The 17,117-nt window shown below is 58.5% G+C and carries 17 protein-coding genes; 8 read left to right on the top strand and 9 right to left on the bottom strand.

Annotated elements, in window-relative coordinates; genetic code table 11:
- Nucleotides 1-355: 355 nt before the first annotated feature.
- A protein-coding gene (locus tag EL2594_RS04055) for an IS3-like element ISEli1 family transposase (RefSeq protein ID WP_155805911.1) occupies nt 356-1,527 on the bottom strand; the annotation gives its coding sequence in 2 pieces (ribosomal slippage) (nt 356-1,275 and nt 1,275-1,527; 1,173 coding nt in all).
- A 106-nt stretch (nt 1,528-1,633) separates the two neighbouring features.
- Here EL2594_RS04055 and EL2594_RS04065 point away from each other — a divergent pair.
- From EL2594_RS04065 to EL2594_RS04070, 3 genes are read left to right on the top strand one after another with little or no spacing between them, the layout of a single operon-like run.
- Nucleotides 1,634-1,984, top strand: coding sequence for a DUF983 domain-containing protein (locus tag EL2594_RS04065; protein ID WP_011413788.1), 351 nt, complete (start codon nt 1,634-1,636; stop codon nt 1,982-1,984).
- Nucleotides 1,965-2,429 (top strand): GntR family transcriptional regulator, encoded by a 465-nt coding sequence (locus EL2594_RS14860; RefSeq protein ID WP_011413789.1) that lies wholly within the window; start codon nt 1,965-1,967, stop codon nt 2,427-2,429. Before EL2594_RS04065 ends, EL2594_RS14860 begins: the two co-directional genes overlap by 20 nt.
- A complete protein-coding gene (locus EL2594_RS04070; RefSeq protein ID WP_011413790.1) occupies nt 2,417-3,316 on the top strand; it encodes a PLP-dependent aminotransferase family protein in 900 nt (299 codons plus the stop codon). Before EL2594_RS14860 ends, EL2594_RS04070 begins: the two co-directional genes overlap by 13 nt.
- A 163-nt stretch (nt 3,317-3,479) precedes the next feature.
- On the opposite strand, the gene ligD is transcribed toward EL2594_RS04070, so the two are convergent.
- Both ligD and EL2594_RS04080 read right to left on the bottom strand, forming a co-directional pair.
- The gene (ligD, locus tag EL2594_RS04075; RefSeq protein ID WP_011413791.1) at nt 3,480-5,999 is read right to left on the bottom strand and encodes a DNA ligase D; all 2,520 of its coding nucleotides are present in this window, start codon (nt 5,997-5,999) and stop codon (nt 3,480-3,482) included.
- A 1-nt stretch (nt 6,000) separates the two neighbouring features.
- The gene (locus tag EL2594_RS04080; protein WP_011413792.1) at nt 6,001-6,837 is read right to left on the bottom strand and encodes a Ku protein; all 837 of its coding nucleotides are present in this window, start codon (nt 6,835-6,837) and stop codon (nt 6,001-6,003) included.
- 210 nt (nt 6,838-7,047) lie between these two features.
- Between EL2594_RS04080 and EL2594_RS04085 the strand changes: the two genes are divergently transcribed.
- Complete coding sequence (locus EL2594_RS04085) at nt 7,048-8,118, top strand: S1C family serine protease (protein WP_081432278.1); 1,071 nt, start codon at nt 7,048-7,050, stop codon at nt 8,116-8,118.
- Between the two features lie 51 nt (nt 8,119-8,169).
- Here EL2594_RS04085 and EL2594_RS04090 read toward each other — a convergent pair whose 3' ends face one another.
- The 5 genes from EL2594_RS04090 to groES all read right to left on the bottom strand — a co-directional run bounded on the left by EL2594_RS04090 (nt 8,170) and on the right by groES (nt 11,841).
- Complete coding sequence (locus EL2594_RS04090; protein WP_011413794.1) at nt 8,170-8,670, bottom strand: Hsp20/alpha crystallin family protein; 501 nt, start codon at nt 8,668-8,670, stop codon at nt 8,170-8,172.
- Nucleotides 8,671-8,773: 103 nt separating this feature from the next.
- The gene (locus EL2594_RS04095; protein WP_196793222.1) at nt 8,774-9,250 is read right to left on the bottom strand and encodes an Hsp20 family protein; all 477 of its coding nucleotides are present in this window, start codon (nt 9,248-9,250) and stop codon (nt 8,774-8,776) included.
- Nucleotides 9,251-9,501: 251 nt separating this feature from the next.
- Nucleotides 9,502-9,693 (bottom strand): DUF465 domain-containing protein, encoded by a 192-nt coding sequence (locus tag EL2594_RS04100; RefSeq protein WP_011413796.1) that lies wholly within the window; start codon nt 9,691-9,693, stop codon nt 9,502-9,504.
- A gap of 156 nt (nt 9,694-9,849) precedes the next feature.
- A complete protein-coding gene (groL, locus tag EL2594_RS04105; RefSeq protein WP_011413797.1) occupies nt 9,850-11,469 on the bottom strand; it encodes a chaperonin GroEL in 1,620 nt (539 codons plus the stop codon).
- Nucleotides 11,470-11,526: 57 nt separating this feature from the next.
- Nucleotides 11,527-11,841, bottom strand: a complete 315-nt coding sequence (groES, locus tag EL2594_RS04110; protein WP_011413798.1) for a co-chaperone GroES — start codon at nt 11,839-11,841, stop codon at nt 11,527-11,529.
- Between the two features lie 262 nt (nt 11,842-12,103).
- Between groES and EL2594_RS04115 the strand changes: the two genes are divergently transcribed.
- From EL2594_RS04115 to EL2594_RS04130, 4 genes are all read left to right on the top strand, one after another.
- On the top strand, nt 12,104-12,337 hold the full coding sequence (locus tag EL2594_RS04115) for a hypothetical protein (protein ID WP_011413799.1): 234 nt from the start codon (nt 12,104-12,106) through the stop codon (nt 12,335-12,337).
- On the top strand, nt 12,334-12,603 hold the full coding sequence (locus EL2594_RS04120; RefSeq protein ID WP_011413800.1) for an usg protein: 270 nt from the start codon (nt 12,334-12,336) through the stop codon (nt 12,601-12,603). Before EL2594_RS04115 ends, EL2594_RS04120 begins: the two co-directional genes overlap by 4 nt.
- Before the next feature lie 388 nt (nt 12,604-12,991).
- Complete coding sequence (locus tag EL2594_RS14865) at nt 12,992-14,464, top strand: HWE histidine kinase domain-containing protein (protein ID WP_155805963.1); 1,473 nt, start codon at nt 12,992-12,994, stop codon at nt 14,462-14,464.
- A gap of 271 nt (nt 14,465-14,735) precedes the next feature.
- On the top strand, nt 14,736-15,770 hold the full coding sequence (locus tag EL2594_RS04130) for a histidine kinase dimerization/phosphoacceptor domain -containing protein (protein ID WP_233994309.1): 1,035 nt from the start codon (nt 14,736-14,738) through the stop codon (nt 15,768-15,770).
- A 280-nt stretch (nt 15,771-16,050) separates the two neighbouring features.
- Here EL2594_RS04130 and EL2594_RS04135 read toward each other — a convergent pair whose 3' ends face one another.
- Nucleotides 16,051-16,683, bottom strand: a complete 633-nt coding sequence (locus EL2594_RS04135; RefSeq protein WP_041685664.1) for a tyrosine-type recombinase/integrase — start codon at nt 16,681-16,683, stop codon at nt 16,051-16,053.
- Nucleotides 16,684-17,117 lie beyond the last annotated feature (434 nt).

A 17,117-nucleotide genomic window follows, 5' to 3' on the forward strand; every position in this document is an offset into this window, starting at 1 on the left:
CGCGCCCCGGTCTCAGCTGTCCGGGATCCACATAGCTGGATACGACTGCCGATTGCCAGTCACCGTTGTGGCGACCCATTTGGGTAATTTCTGGCACGATCTTATGCCGGAAATTGATCCGAGCGACCCATAGGGTAACGGTCACGGCTAGCTCGCGCTCCCCTTGGAGATTTTGTATGGTTCACGGGAAATCATAAAGCTCAAAAAATTAGCTTTTCGCCTATCTTGTTGCTATGTATGTATGGATCAATACATTTTATGTAGGGAATATGGTGGTGAAGATTTCCGAGCGAACCAAACGAGCGTGGATTTTCGAAGCGGGTTGACGTGACCCCCAGCTTTCCCCCAGCTGGGATTAGAGCCGGGCGGTTGTTTTGCGCATAAGCGCGATTGAAGCAATGGGCTGCGTAGTGGAGCCCGTAGGGCGTAGCGAAGCAGGCCATTGCTTATCCAGTTCGGCGGCGAACGCCGCCGGTGTTGCGTAGCCAAGCGATGAGTGCGGTCGCTCCCGGTTGTAATCATCCACCCAGGCGGCGATCTCGACACGGGCATGGGCCATGCTCATGAACAGCGTCTCGTTGAGCAGTTCGTCCCGCATGCGACCGTTGAAGCTCTCGACATAGCCATTCTGCATCGGCCTTCCGGGCGCGATATAATGCCACTCGACGCCGATCTCGCCGCACCATGCCAGCACGGCGTTGCTGGTGAGCTCGGTTCCGTTGTCGCTGACGATCATGCCGGGCTTGCCACGCTGGGCGATCAGCTCGGTCAGCTCTCGAACGACACGGCGACCAGAGATCGACGTGTCCGGCACCGCTGCCAGACACTCCCTTGTCACGTCATCGACCACGTTGAGCACCCGGAACCTCCTGCCCGACGCCATCTGGTCGTGCACGAAGTCCAGGCTCCAGCGCTGGTTCGGTAAGGCGAGCACCGGAGCAGGTGCCCTCGTGCCGACTGCGCGCCTGCGACTGCGTCGACGCCTCACCGCCAAGCCTTCCTCCTTGTAGAGCCTCTGGGTCTTCTTCCGGTTGATCATGATCCCCTCCCGGCGCAGCAGGATGTGCAGACGGCGATAGCCGAACCGCCGTCGCTGGTTGGCCAGCTCGCGCAGCTTCTCACGCAGATCGGCGTCATCGCCCCGGGTGGAACGGTAACGCACGCTCTTGCGATCGGCATCGATGACACGGCACGCCCGCCGCTCGCTCATCCCGTGGCATGCCTGAAGATGAGCGACAGCTTCCCGCTGCGCGGCGGGCGTCAGAACTTTTTTGCCAGAAGATCCTTCAACGCCGCTTTGTCCAGCATCGTGTCGGCCAGCAGGCGCTTGAGCTTGGCGTTCTCGCTCTCGAGCTCCTTGAGCCGCCGGGCATCAGACACCTCCAGCCCACCATACTTCGACTTCCAGTTGTAGATCGTCGCTTCCGAAACCCCGTGTCGCCGGGCCAGGTCGGCGGTCTTCGCTCCCGCCTCCGCCTCCTTGAGCACGCCGATGATCTGCTCTTCTGAAAACCTCGTTCTCTTCATCTCGTCCGTCCTTCTGTCAGGGCCGGACTCTAATCCAACTTGGAGGAAAATCAGGGGGTCACGTCAGGGTTGGAAAGGGTTGTGTCCTCGCTGCGGGAAAGGCGACATGTTTCGCTCGTGGCTCAAGGTCACCGACAAATGCGAGCAATGTGGTCTCGACTATCGGTTCGCATCTCCTGACGACGGGCCAGCCTTTTTTTCCCTCTGCTTCGTCGCCCCCCCATTGCTTGCCGTGATCGTTTGGCTACAGGTCTCGCTCGAACTCCCGACTCTGGTGCTTTTCGTGATCGGCCTCCCCTTGTTAGGGATTGGCTGCGTTTTGCCGTTGCGTCCAATCAAGGGGTGGCTTGTGGCCTCGCAGTTCGTCAACAAGGCTGTCGAAGCCGGCACAGAGAAACTGTGGGCGGAAATGCACGAGCGGGAGGATGATTCCAGAAATGACAAACTGGGTTCCTGATCTGAGCGGAAAAGCTGGCCCCAAGTATCTTGCGCTCGCGGAATCACTGACGAATTCTATCGGGACTGGCGAGCTGAAGCCTGGCGCGCGATTGCCTCCACAGCGCGAACTGGCGCAAACTCTAGGCTTTGATCTGACCACCGTTACCCGTGCCTATAACATCGCTCGTCAGCGTGGGTTGATCGATGGTCGGGGGAAAGCCGGGAGCTTCGTGCGGGAGACGGCCACGCATTCGATCTACGCAGCCGCGCAAGTGGATACCGGATTGAATACGCCGCCTGTCCCATCGGACGGGATTCTCCAGAAAGAGATGAAAAGAGCTTTCGATTTGGCTCTTGGCCAGAACGCGGGCTCATTGCTCCAATATCAATCCGCTGGCAATGATCAGGCAATCATCCGGGCTGGAACCGACCTTGCGGCGCGGGTCGGGCTATGGATCAGGTAGTCACGGCGGCTGGCGGCCAGAATGCGCTGCTCGCCGTATCGCGGGCGGTACTTGCTCCTGGTGCCAGGGTCGCCTGCGGAGAGTTCGTCTACCCCGGCTTTCGCGCAATTGCTTTGCGTCTGGGGGTCGAACTGGTTCCCTTGCAGGCCATGAATGCCGATACACTGGAGCTTGCCTGTCGGCAGAATGATATTGCGGCGCTCTATGTCGTTCCTACCAACGACAATCCCACGGCAACCACCATCCCGCTTTCGGAACGTCGGAGAATTGCTGAGGTCGCTCAGCGATACAAGCTGCAGATCATCGAGGACGATGCCTATGGCCTTCTGCCAAAGAGTCCGCTGCAGGCGATTTCCAGCCTTGTTCCGCAGCAATCGTGGCACATCCTCAGTACGTCCAAAATCATCTCACCTGCTCTGCGGATTGCCTTCATCAGCGCGCCCACCGTGGCAGATGCACTGCGGCTAACGGCGGAGGTGCATGACACCGCTGTGATGCCACCTCCGCTCAATGCGGCAATGGTCGCAATGTGGTTGCGCGAGGGGGCCTTTGACAGCTTGGTGTCGGCAGTGCGGGGCGAAGCCGAATGGCGTTCGGATCTTGCTGCCAAGATCCTGAAGGATCATTCAATCTGCCTCCAGCCTCAGGGTTACCATCTCTGGCTTTCGCTTCCAGCTGGAGCGTCGGCTTCCATGCTCTCTCAGCAGCTTACTGCCGCGGGTGTCGGAGCGATTCCATCCGACAGGTTCGCGGTAGGCAAGGTCGCCGCGCAAGCGCTGAGGGTCTCGCTTGGCGGCACGGCCCCACGAACAACCCTTGAGGCCGCTTTGAGACAACTCGCGGGCCATCTATCTCTACTCGACGTCGAGCGGGCTGATATCATTTAGGCCGCTTTCCCGGTGGCTCTTGTTCAAACCGGCAAGTCCGGAACCGGCCCAATTCCAGTCGTATAATTCGAAAGACCTCAATGGGCAGCTTCGGGGCCGGGAGCGGACTATCTGCTTTTAAGACCGGGATGATGAGCTGCGGACGTTTGATTAGCCCATCGTTTCAGTGATCCGGCAGCTCTTGATCCGCAAAGCCCCATCCAGCCAGCGTCTTGCTGCCCGCTCGTGTGAGAAGGCGATTGGCGTCGTTAATGCTAAAGGACTTGGCGTTCTGCATATCCTTCAATTCGTTCCAGCCTATTGGCACCGCCACGGGTGCGCCGCGACGGGCGCGTGCGGAGTAAGGTAGAACCGCGGTGCTGCCGCGCTGGTTGCGCAGCCAGTCGATGAAGATCTTTCCTTTGCGCTTGGCCTTGCTCATCGTGGCGGTGAAGCGCTGCGGCTCTGCCAGCGACAGCGCCTCGGCAAAACGGCGAGCGAAGTCCTTGTGCGCGTCCCATGAATGGCCGGGCGCCAATGGTACCACGACATGCACGCCCTTCCCGCCCGAAAGCATCGCAAAGCTGACGAGGCCGATATCGGAAAGCCGCGCCTTTATATCGCGTGCCGCCTGCTTCACGTCGCCGAAGTCCAGCCCCTCGTCCGGGTCGAGGTCGAAGATCATCCGGTCCGGCAATTCCACATCGTCGGTGCGCGAGGCCCAGCCGTGGAATTCGATCGTGCCCATCTGCACGCATTGCAGGATGCCGCGCGCATCCTCGACATAGAGGTAACCCTTCGTCCCGCCGTCCTTCTCCATGATCGGCACGTGGTGCACCGCGTCGCCGAACGCGCCGCTATCGTGTTTCTGGAAGAAGCATTTCTTGGCCCGTCCCTGTGGACAGCGCACGAGGCTGACGGGACGGCGCGCGGCGAAGGGCAGCATGATACCCGCGACGGCCTCGTAATAGTCCGCAAGTTCGCCCTTGGTCTGCCCGCTATCGGGGAATACCACGCGGTCGCGGCTGGAGATCTTGACGTTAGCTGCCGTTTTAGGGGCGGGGGCCGCCTTTTCCGGCTTCACATCGTCCGCGTCTTTGTCCGACCGCAGGCCCAGATAACTGCCGTGCCGGATCTTGCCGTCCGCGGTGAATTCGGCGAACGCGATTTCGGCTACCAGCTTCGGCGCCACCCATGTCACTTGCCGTGCGCTGGCTGCGTCCACCGCCACCGGCGGCGTCTTGCGCTCCAGCCGTTTGAGTTTTCCGGCCAGCATGTCCAGCTCGTCGGCCGTGAAGCCCGTGCCGACGTTGCCCTTGTAGACCAGCTCGCCGTCTTCGTTCTGCGCCATCAGCAGCGATGCGAATGGGCGGCCCTTGGCGCGGGACGCCTTCCAGCCGACGATCACGAATTCTTGCCGCCGGGTGCATTTGACCTTTACCCAGCCCTTGCTTCGCGAATGGCGATAGGGCGCGTCGATTTTCTTGGAAATGATGCCTTCCTGCCCGGCGGCGCACATCGCCTCGTACAGCTTCTCGCCCGCGCCGATCACATGGTCGGCGACGTGGATCGGCGGTTCGGCCGTGGCGAGCATTGCCTCAAGCCGCTCCTTGCGCTCGATATTGGGCAGCTTGGCGAGATCCTCGCCATCCAGCTCGACCAGGTCGAAGGCGTGGAAGGCCAGCCGGTCGGCCTTGGACTGGCTGCCGTGGCCACGCTTCAGGACCTGCTGCAGCTTGGAGAAATCGGGATTGCCATCGGCATCGCTCGCCACGATCTCGCCGTCGATCAGGCTGGCGGGCAAGTCCAGCGCGGCAATCGCTCCTACCAGCGGGCCGAACTTCTCCGTCCAGTCCTTCCCGCTGCGGGTAAAGACACGCACGTCATTGCCCTTCGCAGCGACAAGAGCGCGGTATCCATCGAACTTGATCTCGTGCATCCAGCCGTTTCCGGCGGGCACGTCGTCGACCAGGGTCGCGAGCTGCGGTTGGCGAAACTTCGGCAGGGGCGCTGCCTTGCGACGTTTTCTCTGCTTGGCCTTGGCCTCGTTGCGGGCGGAGGCCTTCTCCATTTGCGCCAGAAAAGCCTCGTCCTTCTTGCCGGCCAGCGGGTATTCGCCTTTCTTGTCCGCGGCGATTTCCGCCATGGAGCGGCCGGTCAGCACGCTCGTCAGCTCGCGCTCCACCAGCACGTCGCCTTCTTCGGCATGCTCGTCCTGCAATTTGCGCAGGAGCCAGTTCTCCCGCTTTTCTCCCGGCTTTTTCTTCAGCCTTATCAACAACCACTCGCCCTGCATTCGCCCGCCCTGCAGGATGAAATGGAGGTGGCCCTTCTCCAGGTCTTTCGCGCTCTTGCCCTCGATTGGGGCCCAGCTGCCACGGTCCCACAGCATTACCGTGCCGCCGCCGTACTCGCCCTTCGGGATGGTCCCTTCGAATTCGGCGTAGGACACCGGGTGGTCTTCCGTCCGCACGGCCAGGCGCTTGATGTCCGGATCGGGAGAGGGCCCCTTGGTGACCGCCCAGCTTTTCAGCACGCCATCCACTTCCAGTCGCAAGTCCCAGTGCAGCCGCGTGGCGTCGTGCTTCTGGACTATGAAGAGGTCGCCGCCCGCACTGCTTTCCGCCTTGCCGGAGGGTTCGGGCGTTTTTGCGAAATCGCGCTTGGAATTGTATATGGCGAGCGGGTCATTCCGGCGCGCCATGTCACGCGCTCTTCTTGCGCGTGGACCCCGATTTCTTCGCCGCGGGCTTTTCACCCACCGACTTCTTCAACGCGGCCATCAGGTCGATCACATTGCCACCCTCGCTGCCTTCGGGCGCGTCGACATTCTCGATAACCGCCTTATTGCTCTTCGACTTGGCCTTCTTGTCGATCAGCTTCTTCAGCGCATCGACATAGCGGTCCTCGAACTCGCTGGCGTCGAAGGGCGCGCTCTTGTCCTCGATCAGGGTTGTGGCGAGGTCGAGCAGTTCCTTCTTCGGCTTGGCCTCGTCGATCTCGTCGAAAAAGGTCTGCCCCTTGCGCACTTCGTCCGCGTAGCGGAGCGTTTCCAGCAGCAGGCCCTTGCCGCAGGGCTTCAGAGCCACGAGTTTCTCCGATCCGCGCACCGATAATTGTCCCAGCGCCACCTTTTTTGCTTTGCGCAAGGCCTCGCGCAGCACAATGAAAGCTTCTTCCGCCAGGTCATCCTTCGGCACGACGTAATAGGGTTTCTCGAAATAGAGCGGGTCGATCTCGCAGGATTCAACGAACTGGACGAGCTCCAGCGTCTTGCGGCTCTCGATCTTTACCGCCTCGATCTCCTCGTCTTCCAGCAGGACGTATTCGCCCTTGGAGATCTCGTAGCCCTTGATGATCTCGTCCCGGTCCACCGGGCCGATGCCGGGCACGACCTTCTCATAGGAAATGCGTTTGCCGCTGGGTTCGTGAATCTGGTTGAAGCTGATCTTCGCGCCGGACTTGGACGCGGAGTAGATTTCCACCGGGATGGAGACGAGGGCTAGCCTGATCTGCCCCTGCCAATATGCGCGCGCTGCCATCGAAAATTCCCTTCGATAAACCCAGCGTTCAAAGGCCAAATTGGTTTCAGTGACCGGTGGTGGATTGAAATTTGTCGATACCGCTGTCGATCGAAGAATGAAGCGGCGTTCCGTTGATCCTGACATAACCGGCGCTATTTATCTGTGATGAGAAGATCGTTGACGAAGGCAACGCCAAATTCGCGTCCATGGATAGTGGGTTTGATCATAATGAATGGGCTCCTCTTAGCTGCAACAGTGTCGTTAATCTTCATCCAGTCGGCTCCAGTGGCCGAGCCACGGATGGTCACTCCGCGTGGAGACCTAGCTGCAGACGAACGCGCCAATATTGACCTGTTCCGCAATGCCCGAGAGTCCGTCGTCTTCATATCGACACGGCAGCGAGTTGCCGATTTCTGGACACGTAATGTCTACAGCGTCCCGCGCGGGTCGGGTTCGGGCCTCGTATGGGATGAGGCTGGCCATATCCTCACCAATTATCATGTCATCGAGGGTGCATCAGAAGCGCAAATACAGCTTGCTGACGGTCGCCAGTTTTCCGCCACACTGGTGGGTACGAGCCCACAGCACGACCTTGCTGTTTTGAAGATCGGCGGTGCAGGTTTCACAGCGCCCGCTCGGGTCCCCATAGGCACGAGCAATGATCTGCAAGTCGGGCAGAATGTCTTCGCGATTGGAAACCCGTTCGGCCTAGACTGGACCCTGACTAAAGGGATCGTCTCGGCACTGGATCGCTCGCTGCCTAACGAGAACGGCCCCGACATTCGCAACCTGATCCAGACCGATGCGGCCATCAACCCAGGCAATTCGGGCGGTCCGCTGCTAGATTCAGCGGGCAGACTGATCGGGATCAATACCGCAATCTACAGTCCCTCTGGGGCATCGGCAGGCATCGGTTTTGCCGTACCGGTCGACACGGTCATGCGGGTTGTGCCGCAACTGATTTCTGAGGGGCGCTATACGCGGCCCAGCCTTGGCCTTGAAAGCGATGACGATATCAACGACCGGCTCAAGCGCGCTTCGGGGATCGAAGGGGTTTTTGTCCTGCGGGTCGATCCCGGGTCATCAGCGGATCGCGCCGGTCTGGTTGCTGCCCAGCGCACGAGGCGCGGCGTCGCTCCAGGGGACATCGTTACCGCTTTGAACGGCAAACCCGTTTCGAGAGTCGGCGATCTGCTCGCTCGGCTTGACGACTTTCGGGTCGGGCAAAGCGTCGTACTCACGCTGATGCGGGGCGGCGCAGAGCGAACGGTAAGGCTCGAACTCGAGCCGGGAAGCTGATGCACGAAGAAGGGCCGGTCCCATTGGTGAGACCGGCCCTCATGGCTGCCATTAACCGGCGTTTATCGGGAACGTCTTGCGTCCCTTTGTCGCTTCTGCGGTACGCGGAACCGTAATGGTCAGAACACCATTACGGAAGGCCGCCTCGACCTTCTCCTCGTCGATCTGCGAAGGCAGGCCGATGCGCCGCTCGAAGCGGCCATAGCGGCGTTCGGAATAGCCGCGTTCCTCGTCGTTTGTATCGGACTTCTTTTCGCCCCGGATCACCAGCTCGTGATCGTCCAGGCTGATCTCGATGTCCTTTTCCTCCATGCCCGGCAACTCGGCTGTGACCCGGACTTCCTTGGCGTTTTCCGACAATTCGACCCGCGGCCAGCCAATGCTGCGCCCGATGGACGGCAGCGAGGGCATGGAAAAGCCGCGAAACATGTCGTCGAACAGGCGATTGATATCCCGATGAAGCGACATCACCGGATGATCGACCCGCTCCTCCTGCCGGGGAGCGATGTCTTGGCCCTGGCTTTTCCAGGGAATGAGATCGCGAATAGCCATCTCGACAGCCCTCCTTATATCCGACTGGTTTGGGCAAAACTCCATCAAGCGGGGCAGGTGCGATTGCACCCACCCCACCGAGGATTCGCCCGATGATTGAGGCTTAAGCCGCCTTGTCTCCGGTCAGCTGCGGCGTGTCGTCATTGACATGCTCGCGGCTGCCGATGGCGATCTTGCGCGGCTTGAGCGATTCCGGAACGATTCGCTGGAGCGATATCGTCAGCATGCCGTGCTCATAGTCCGCATCGCGCACTTCGACATAGTCGGCCAGCTGGAACCGGCGCTCGAACGCGCGGGCAGCGATCCCGCGGTGAACGAATTCGACATCGTCTTCGTCCTTCTCCTCCTTCTGAGCAGAGATGACGAGCTGGTTCTGCTGTGCAGTGACGTCAATTTCGTCCGGGCGGAAGCCGGCAACCGCTAGAGTGATCCGGTAGCTGTCCTCGCCGGTGCGGACGATATCGAAGGGCGGGTAGCTATCCTGCGTCTCAGCGCGGAAGCTGTTCTCGAGCGCATCGAAGAGCCGGTCGAATCCGACCGTCGAGCGACGATAGGGGGTCAAATCAAATGCAGTTCTCATTTCCAAATCCTCCTTGTTGAGCAATCTGGGCACGAGAAGCGTCAGCGAACGAAAGAGCTGACGCCCTAATGTCCAACCGGACCCGCTATGGCATCCGGTATTAACGAAATTAGGAAACTCGCAATTGGTTTCAAGACCGAATAGATTTTTTTATCTACGTGTTTTCAGTATCTTGCAAGAGAAAGCCAAGCGCACCGATAGAGGTGCGCCTGGCCTTCTTCTAAGAGAGAATATGTTTGGTTCTGCTCCGTTTACGCGGTCAGCCGATCGCTGCTCGCGTGATCGGAAGCCCAGCTTCGCATCTGGTCCTTGAGCGCCAGCTTGAGCTTCTTCAGGCGGGCAATCAGAACTTCGTTAGGCCGGGGCCGTTTGCTTTCCAGCTGGATTTCGTTCTCGAGCCGCGCATGTTCGCGTGAAAGATAGTCCAGATACCTGTCGGTCATTATCTCCTCCTCTCTCATTCGACCGATTTTTCTGACATCGCCATTTTCGGAGACTGCCTTGCACAAGAGGGCGTGTGGAGACGCCAGGCAGCACTGCCGCCAGCCGTGCGTGGAGGTTGGGAGAGCGCAGCTTAATTCCGCGCTCTCCTAACCTTGTTAGAAGTCCATCGCCGGCATCGGTGCGGGCGTGTCTTCCTTGGGCAGTTCGGCCACCAGCGCCTCGGTGGTGATCAGCAGCGAGGCAACCGAAGCCGCGTCCTGCAGCGCAGTGCGCACCACCTTCGCCGGATCGATGACACCCGACTTCACCAGGTCTTCATATTCGCCGGTCGCGGCGTTGAAGCCGTGGTTGTAGTCGTCGCCTTCAAGCAGCTTGCCGACGATATAGGCACCGTCCTCACCCGCGTTCTCGGCTATTTGGCGAGCCGGAGCGCGCAGGGCGCGGCGCACGATGTCGATGCCAGACTGCTGGTCGTCATTGGCGGCCTTGAGGCCATCGAGCGACTTGAGCGCCCGGAGCAGGGCTATACCGCCGCCCGGAAGGATGCCCTCTTCGACAGCCGCACGAGTTGCATGCAGCGCGTCGTCGACCCGGTCCTTGCGCTCCTTGACCTCGACTTCGGTGGCCCCGCCGACGCGGATGACGGCCACCCCGCCAGCCAGCTTGGCCACGCGTTCCTGAAGTTTTTCACGGTCGTAGTCGCTGGTCGTGGTCTCGATCTGGGCGCGGATCTGGCTGACCCGGGCGTCGATGTCCGCCTTGTTGCCGGCACCATCGACGATTGTCGTGTTGTCCTTGTCGATAATGACCTTCTTGGCCCGGCCGAGCATGCCGATCGTGACATTTTCCAGCTTGGTGCCAAGTTCCTCGCTGACCACATTGCCGGCGGTGAGGATAGCAACATCCTCCAGCATGGCCTTGCGGCGATCGCCGAAGCCGGGTGCCTTGACCGCCGCGACCTTGAGGCCGCCACGAAGCTTGTTCACCACCAGGGTTGCCAGGGCTTCGCCCTCGACATCCTCCGCGATGATCAGCAACGGCTTGCCAGACTGCACGACCTGTTCGAGCAGCGGGATCAGCGCTTGCAGGTTCGACAGCTTCTTCTCATGGATGAGGATGTAGGGATCCTCGAGTTCCACCTTCAGCTTTTCGGTGTTGGTCACGAAGTAGGGCGAGAGATAGCCGCGATCGAACTGCATGCCCTCGACCGTTTCGAGCTCGGTTTCGAGGCTCTTGGCTTCCTCGACCGTGATCACGCCTTCATTGCCGACTTTGTCCATGGCTTCGGCAAGGAAGCGACCGACGGTTTCGTCGCCATTGGCGGAAATGGTCGCGACCTGTGCGATTTCGCTGTTGGCGGACACCTTCTTGGCATGGCTTTCGAGGTCCTTGACTACGGTGCCGACGGCAAGGTCGATGCCGCGCTTGAGGTCTATCGGGTTCATGCCGGCAGCAACGGCCTTGGCACCTTCGCGGACGATGGCCTGCGCGAGAACGGTGGCAGTCGTGGTGCCATCGCCCGCCTTGTCGTTCTGCTTGCTGGCGACTTCGCGTAGCATCTGTGCGCCCATGTTTTCGAACTTGTCCTTGAGTTCGATTTCCTTGGCGACAGTCACGCCGTCCTTGGTGATGCGCGGCGCGCCGAAGCTCTTCTCGATCACCACATTGCGGCCCTTGGGGCCGAGAGTTACCTTGACCGCATTCGCAAGCGTATCCACGCCGCGGAGCATGCGATCACGCGCATCCGACGCAAATTTTACTTCTTTCGCAGCCATTTGGCCTGCTCCCTTCTATGCTTCTTTCGGTTGAACAGAAGTCTCAACGTATCGTGCTTACGCCGCCTTCTTGAGCTCAGCGGTGGTTTCGATGATGCCGAGGATGTCGCTCTCCTTCATGATGAGCAGGTCCTCGCCATCGATCCGCACTTCGGTGCCGGACCACTTGCCGAAGAGGATGCGGTCGCCCGCCTTGACGGCGAGTTCCACCAGCTTCCCGGCATCGTCACGCGCACCCGGGCCGACGGCGACGACTTCGCCTTCCATCGGCTTTTCCTTGGCGGTGTCAGGGATGATAATGCCGCCGGTCGTCTTTTCTTCGGCCTCGATACGGCGAACCAGCACGCGATCGTGCAAAGGTCGAAAATGCATGCATAACCTCCATTACAAAGCGAAATGACTTACAGCGCCTCCCCCGGATGATCGGCAGGAGGCACTTCGCGATCTAGTTTTGCTGGAAACGGCTTCAAGAGGTCCAATTCAAATTTTTGGCACTCGCCGATTGCGACTGCCAACGGGCGCTTTCCGTAGGCCATATCAGGGTCTTGACGGTCTCAAATTGACTCACAAAATACGCCGAGCGGAGCAATCCGCAGTGAGAGACCAGCGGCAAGGCAGAAAGGAGGATTTTCCCATGTCGCAACCATTCGCACGATATTTGCATCCATTCGATGTAGCGCATCATCCCGCGATTGAGCCCGAAGTGAAGCGAGCCATTCTGGCTTCCTGGGCATCCGATCGGCATGCCGTCGAAAACCAGCCGGCGATGCGCCAGCCCCCCGATCTCGAGGGCCCGGCTTCCGTTGACGATGTATTCGCGGCGCTGCGCTCGCTCGACGGCCCGGACAGCCAGCCCACACTTCAATGACCGACCGCGCTTTGCTGGTTCAGCTGGAAGGGTACGGGCTGACAACGGCTGAGATCTGCTATTTCATGCCGGATCACCCTTCGCTCCTGCAGATCTATGCTTGGCAGGAATACGATGCAGCACCGGATTTCCCGGTGCTGTTCGATTTCCTCGCGCATTGGCGGCGAGAGATCGAGGCGGAGATCAGGTCAGTCCGTATCGCACACGAAAAGATGATCCGGCCAGCGAGCTGGCGTTCGGCGGATGGCGTGATCTCGTGGGACTAGCAGAGCCGTGTGATTGAGCTTGCTAACCCGGACGCTTGCCAATGGAAGCAAACTGCTGACTGGTAAAATTTGAAAACCTTCGGCCAATTGATAGGCAGCTTTTCGAGTTTCCCCACTGAAAGCTGCAGTCGCTTTTCGACCCCTAAACTGACTTTCGGATGGGCTGAGAAGAATGTCCGCTTCCCACCCAGTTCGCGACAGCTTCACCGAGCTAGTCATTTGCCAAGAGCGGACGGACGGCTAACGGCCCGATTCCTCCCGTTTGACTGTTGTGCTCGGAGCAAAGGGCACGGTTTGAGTTGCCTAGCATGCTGATCCTGCGTTAGTCGGAATGGTTTGCTAGCGCCAACACGTCGGTCTATGACGAAGCGTTTATAGGGAGGTCGTGTTGAATCGTATCGATCCCAGCATTGTCGCGCAGACGCCCACGATCGGAAATGCTCTTTCGATCCTGGCAGGTACATCAAACGTGGTCGGAGAGGCATACTTCCCCGTAATGGTCGAAGGATTAGCGAAAGCCCTCGATGTCAGGTGGGCTTTTGTTTGTCGGTTTGACCCCGCAAATCCACATGAAGCCACTACCATAGCCTTTTGGGACCACGGTCCCGCCGACAATTTCGTATACGGCCTACGCAACACACCATGTGCTGATGTCGCCGCACAAGGTGTATGTTGCTATGCAGACGATATTACGAGACTCTACCCATTTGACGAAATGCTCGTCGAAATTGGCGCAAAAAGTTACGCAGGCACTGCCCTAAGATCTCTTGATGGACGCGTTTTGGGTTTGGTTGCCGTAATGGACGAAAAGCCATTCCCGGAACCACAAACAGTAACGGAAGTCGTCGAGCTTTTTTCTGCTAGGGCAGCAGCTGAACTCGAACGCCTCGCCACAACATCATTGAATGAGCGGCTGGGCAAGATTGTCGAAGCGTCCGTTAGCGAGGCTTACGTCTTCGGCAATCGAACATTCCAGTTCGAGCTTGTGAACCGGGGTGCTCGGGAAAATCTGGGTTTCACGATGGAGGAACTTCGCGATCTTGCGCCATGGGACCTCAAGCCCGAATATACGGAGGATGAGTTTCGCTCGTACGTTAAACCACTGCTCAACGGTGAGGTCGAAATTCTCCAGTTTACGACGGTTCACATGAGGAAAGACGGATCGACTTATCCCGTATCCGTACAACTCCAATATTTCCCCGATGAAGGCGAGGTGTTCTTCGCTTCTATAACCGATGAGACCGAACGGCGCGCGAGGGAAGAGCGAGAAAAGCTAATCCTGAACGAGATGAACCATCGCGCGAAAAACGTGCTCGCGGTCGTTCAAGTTCTCGCTCGACAAACTGCGAAGCGGAATCCTGAGGACTATGTATCCCAACTTGAGGCCAGAATTGCGGGATTGTCGGCAAGCCACAACGTGCTCGTGCAAAACTCTTGGAAGGACGTGCCATTCGATGAGCTGATCCGCTCTCAGTTGGGACATTTCGAGCACATGATTGGAGATCGGATTACGGTTTCGGGTCCACCCACGAGGATAAAGGCGACAGCTGCGCAGGGTTTCGGACTGGCGCTACATGAACTTGCGACGAATGCCGCAAAGTATGGCGCACTTTCGACTGAGAGTGGGAGTGTCGCGATCGCTTGGCGCGAAATCGATCAAGGCGATGAGCGAAATCTAGAGCTGACTTGGATCGAATCTGGAGGGCCAGAAGTAGTTGCTCCCGAGAGCTCAGGCTTCGGATCGTTCATGATCGAAAAGAGCTTGACTTCCCAGTTCGGCTGCAAGGTTAATTTGGATTACGACCCCAAAGGTTTCCGGTGTGAGTTCTTCGCCCCCGCCGAGCGGGTGCTTTCTGGGTGATGTAACCTGCGGAGCTGATTGGGTCTGATTAGCATCAGATTCAAAATGCTTCATGGCATTGCGCCAGATAAAGAGGTCCGCTTTCCACCCATTTGATGACGCTCTCACCGAGATAGCGATGTGCCAGAAGCCGACCAGCCGCTAACGACCCTAATAGCGGACATCATGCTTAGGTTCACAATGCTGGGGTTCCTGATACAACGCCCAAATGAAACCAAGCCTTCACCCCGAGGAAGAAAAGCGCCTTCAAGAGCTTCATAGATACGGGATTTTGGACACCGAACGCGAGAAGGATTTCGATGAACTGGTCGAAATCGCTGCGGATATATGCGAGGTGCCTGTTTCGGTCGTGAACTTCATCGACGCCGGGCGGCAGTGGTTTAAAGCCGAAGTCGGCCTCGGCGTACGATCTACTCCAATCGAGACTAGTCTATGCGGCCACGTCATCCTTCAAGGTGACTTCGTGGAGATCCCCGATACACTTCAAGATGAACGGATGGCAGACAACCCCTTGTGTACGTCTGACCCGGGGTTCCGCTTTTACGCAGGAGCGGTTCTCAAAGGGGCGAATGGCCTTCCTCTGGGAACCCTCTGCGTTCTTGATCACAAGCCGCGAACTCTGACGGATCGACAGCGGAAGGTCCTTCAAGTGTTATCGAAGCATGTAATGAGCGAACTCAACCTTCGGCTCTCTTTGGAAGAGGAAAGAGTGCTTCGAAGAGAGGTGGATCATCGAGTGAAGAACTCATTGGCCTCAATCGGTGCAATGCTCTCGATGAAGGCCCGCAGAACTTCCAATGAGACGTTGAAGATGGAGTTGGACGACGCGAGCACGCGTATTCGATCTCTGTCTTCGCTTCACGCTGAATTGCACGAGTTGGAAGCCGGAGGTCGTGTCGACTTGGAGTCCCTATTTGATCGAGTCCAAACCGACTTGCGATACCTCATTCCGGACAAAGCTACCCTATCGATTGAGGTTCAATCTATCGAAGCTTCGCCGCAATTGGCAAATGCCTTGCTGCTGATTGTCAATGAGTTTGTATCAAATAGCGTCAAGCACGGCCTCAAAGATGGCGAAGGAAACATCCAGGTGCTCATTGAGGGCGATGACCATTCTTGGGCAATTGTCTGCCGCGACGACGGGGCTGCCACAGCACTGGATGCCGAGCGTGCCATGGCGAAAGCCGGATTGGGCACCAGAGTCATCCACTCACTCGCGAAAACTCTAAGTGCTGATGCTGTGTGGACCGCGACAGGCAATGGGATGAAGTTGAGCGTATCGTCGAAGAACACTGAAATACATTGAGGGACCGGATAATCTGGCGAGTGTCGGTAGCGCAAACGGCGAGCGCGGATTGCTCGTGAAAATCTGGAGCCGCAAGGACAAACGGCAAGTCGTTTGATGCAGTTATCTCAATCGTGTATTCAGACAGCGCGATGGGCGCGCCTTACTGCGACCCTTGAGGCTTTCGATCTTCGATTAAGCGCTCATCGCACCTCCTCTGCGATCGATACCCGACGAAGCGATGTCCGCTTACCACCCAGAAGCGGACGCTGGCTAGGTCTAGGCCAGCGTCCAACTCCAGTCAGATTTCAGTCTTCTCAGCAAGGGTAAGAGCGTCTTCTATGTCGACGCCTAGGTATCGGACTGTGTTTTCGATCTTGGAGTGACCGAGCAATATCTGGATTGCCCGGATGTTGCCTGTGGCTTTGTAGATTATCGAAGCCTTTGTTCGGCGCAGTGAGTGAGTGCCGTATTCTTCGGGTCGCAAGCCGATAGCCGTAACCCACTCATCGACTAGCCGAGCGTATTGTCGTGTGCTGAGATGCCGCGAGTGATCGACACGGCTAGGGAAGACATAGTCCTCGACGTCACCACCTCTGAGCTCCAGCCAGGCGAAAAGGCTGGCGCGAGCGTCTGCCGCAATCTCAAACTGAACAGGGCGGCCTGTCTTGCGCTGTGTGATTGTCGCCCGTGTCCTTATTTCTGGACCGCTTACCAGATCGCCGATCTTCAGTTCGACAAGATCACAGCCTCGCAGCTTGCTATCAATCGCCAAATCGAAGAGCGCCCGGTCCCTGATGCGCTCTTCGCGATCAAGGAAGAACCTGATCGCCCAGATCTGCTTCTGATTGAACGGGCGCTTGGGCCCAATCTTCGCTCCGAAGTTCCAAGGCACTCGATTTTGGGCAGCAGGGTCAAAGTGTGAGTAAGTCATTTCCATTCTCCTTGGCCGGAATGGCCGCAGGGAATGTCCGCTTTCGGGAACTAAGATCTCGGATCGCTACGTCCTAGATTGGGGCGCAAAGTCGACGCTAGCCGAGCCAGAATTGGACCGGGGCAAGCGCTTTGCCCTGTGGTCGCTCCAGCACATGTTCGGGTACGCCCCCGACCTCGACGTGGCGTTCGAGAACGAGGAAAACCGGGAAGCAGCCTGCAACTCGATGGATCTCCTGGCGGCATCGGCAGGCGATGGGGTAAGCTGATTTCAGCGGGGTCTTGGCACCTTCAGACCCACACCCGATACCCATCCGGCATTTGTCGCGAACATTCCATAAAGCAGGTCAGCTGAGGACAGCAACCCGTTCCTTTGACGGCCGTGTGGTCGCGCTTCGCACGCCTGCCCGCACCACCCGTCAGGAACAGGTTTCC

Origin of the sequence: Erythrobacter litoralis HTCC2594 (genome assembly GCF_000013005.1) — a bacterium.
In the GTDB taxonomy this organism is placed as follows: domain Bacteria; phylum Pseudomonadota; class Alphaproteobacteria; order Sphingomonadales; family Sphingomonadaceae; genus Parerythrobacter; species Parerythrobacter litoralis_A.

Excerpts from the sequence above, each read along its gene's own strand:
- EL2594_RS04095 (WP_196793222.1), bottom strand. The coding sequence starts at position 9,250 with ATGAGAACTGCATTTGATTTGACCCCCTATCGTCGCTCGACGGTCGGA.
- groES (WP_011413798.1), bottom strand. The coding sequence starts at position 11,841 with ATGCATTTTCGACCTTTGCACGATCGCGTGCTGGTTCGCCGTATCGAG.
- groL (WP_011413797.1), bottom strand. The coding sequence starts at position 11,469 with ATGGCTGCGAAAGAAGTAAAATTTGCGTCGGATGCGCGTGATCGCATG.
- EL2594_RS04135 (WP_041685664.1), bottom strand. The coding sequence starts at position 16,683 with ATGACTTACTCACACTTTGACCCTGCTGCCCAAAATCGAGTGCCTTGG.
- EL2594_RS04080 (WP_011413792.1), bottom strand. The coding sequence starts at position 6,837 with ATGGCAGCGCGCGCATATTGGCAGGGGCAGATCAGGCTAGCCCTCGTC.
- EL2594_RS04085 (WP_081432278.1), top strand. The coding sequence starts at position 7,048 with ATGAATGGGCTCCTCTTAGCTGCAACAGTGTCGTTAATCTTCATCCAG.
- EL2594_RS04120 (WP_011413800.1), top strand. The coding sequence starts at position 12,334 with ATGACCGACCGCGCTTTGCTGGTTCAGCTGGAAGGGTACGGGCTGACA.
- EL2594_RS04065 (WP_011413788.1), top strand. The coding sequence starts at position 1,634 with ATGTTTCGCTCGTGGCTCAAGGTCACCGACAAATGCGAGCAATGTGGT.
- EL2594_RS04090 (WP_011413794.1), bottom strand. The coding sequence starts at position 8,670 with ATGGCTATTCGCGATCTCATTCCCTGGAAAAGCCAGGGCCAAGACATC.
- EL2594_RS04100 (WP_011413796.1), bottom strand. The coding sequence starts at position 9,693 with ATGACCGACAGGTATCTGGACTATCTTTCACGCGAACATGCGCGGCTC.
- EL2594_RS04115 (WP_011413799.1), top strand. The coding sequence starts at position 12,104 with ATGTCGCAACCATTCGCACGATATTTGCATCCATTCGATGTAGCGCAT.
- EL2594_RS04070 (WP_011413790.1), top strand. The coding sequence starts at position 2,417 with ATGGATCAGGTAGTCACGGCGGCTGGCGGCCAGAATGCGCTGCTCGCC.
- ligD (WP_011413791.1), bottom strand. The coding sequence starts at position 5,999 with ATGGCGCGCCGGAATGACCCGCTCGCCATATACAATTCCAAGCGCGAT.
- EL2594_RS14860 (WP_011413789.1), top strand. The coding sequence starts at position 1,965 with ATGACAAACTGGGTTCCTGATCTGAGCGGAAAAGCTGGCCCCAAGTAT.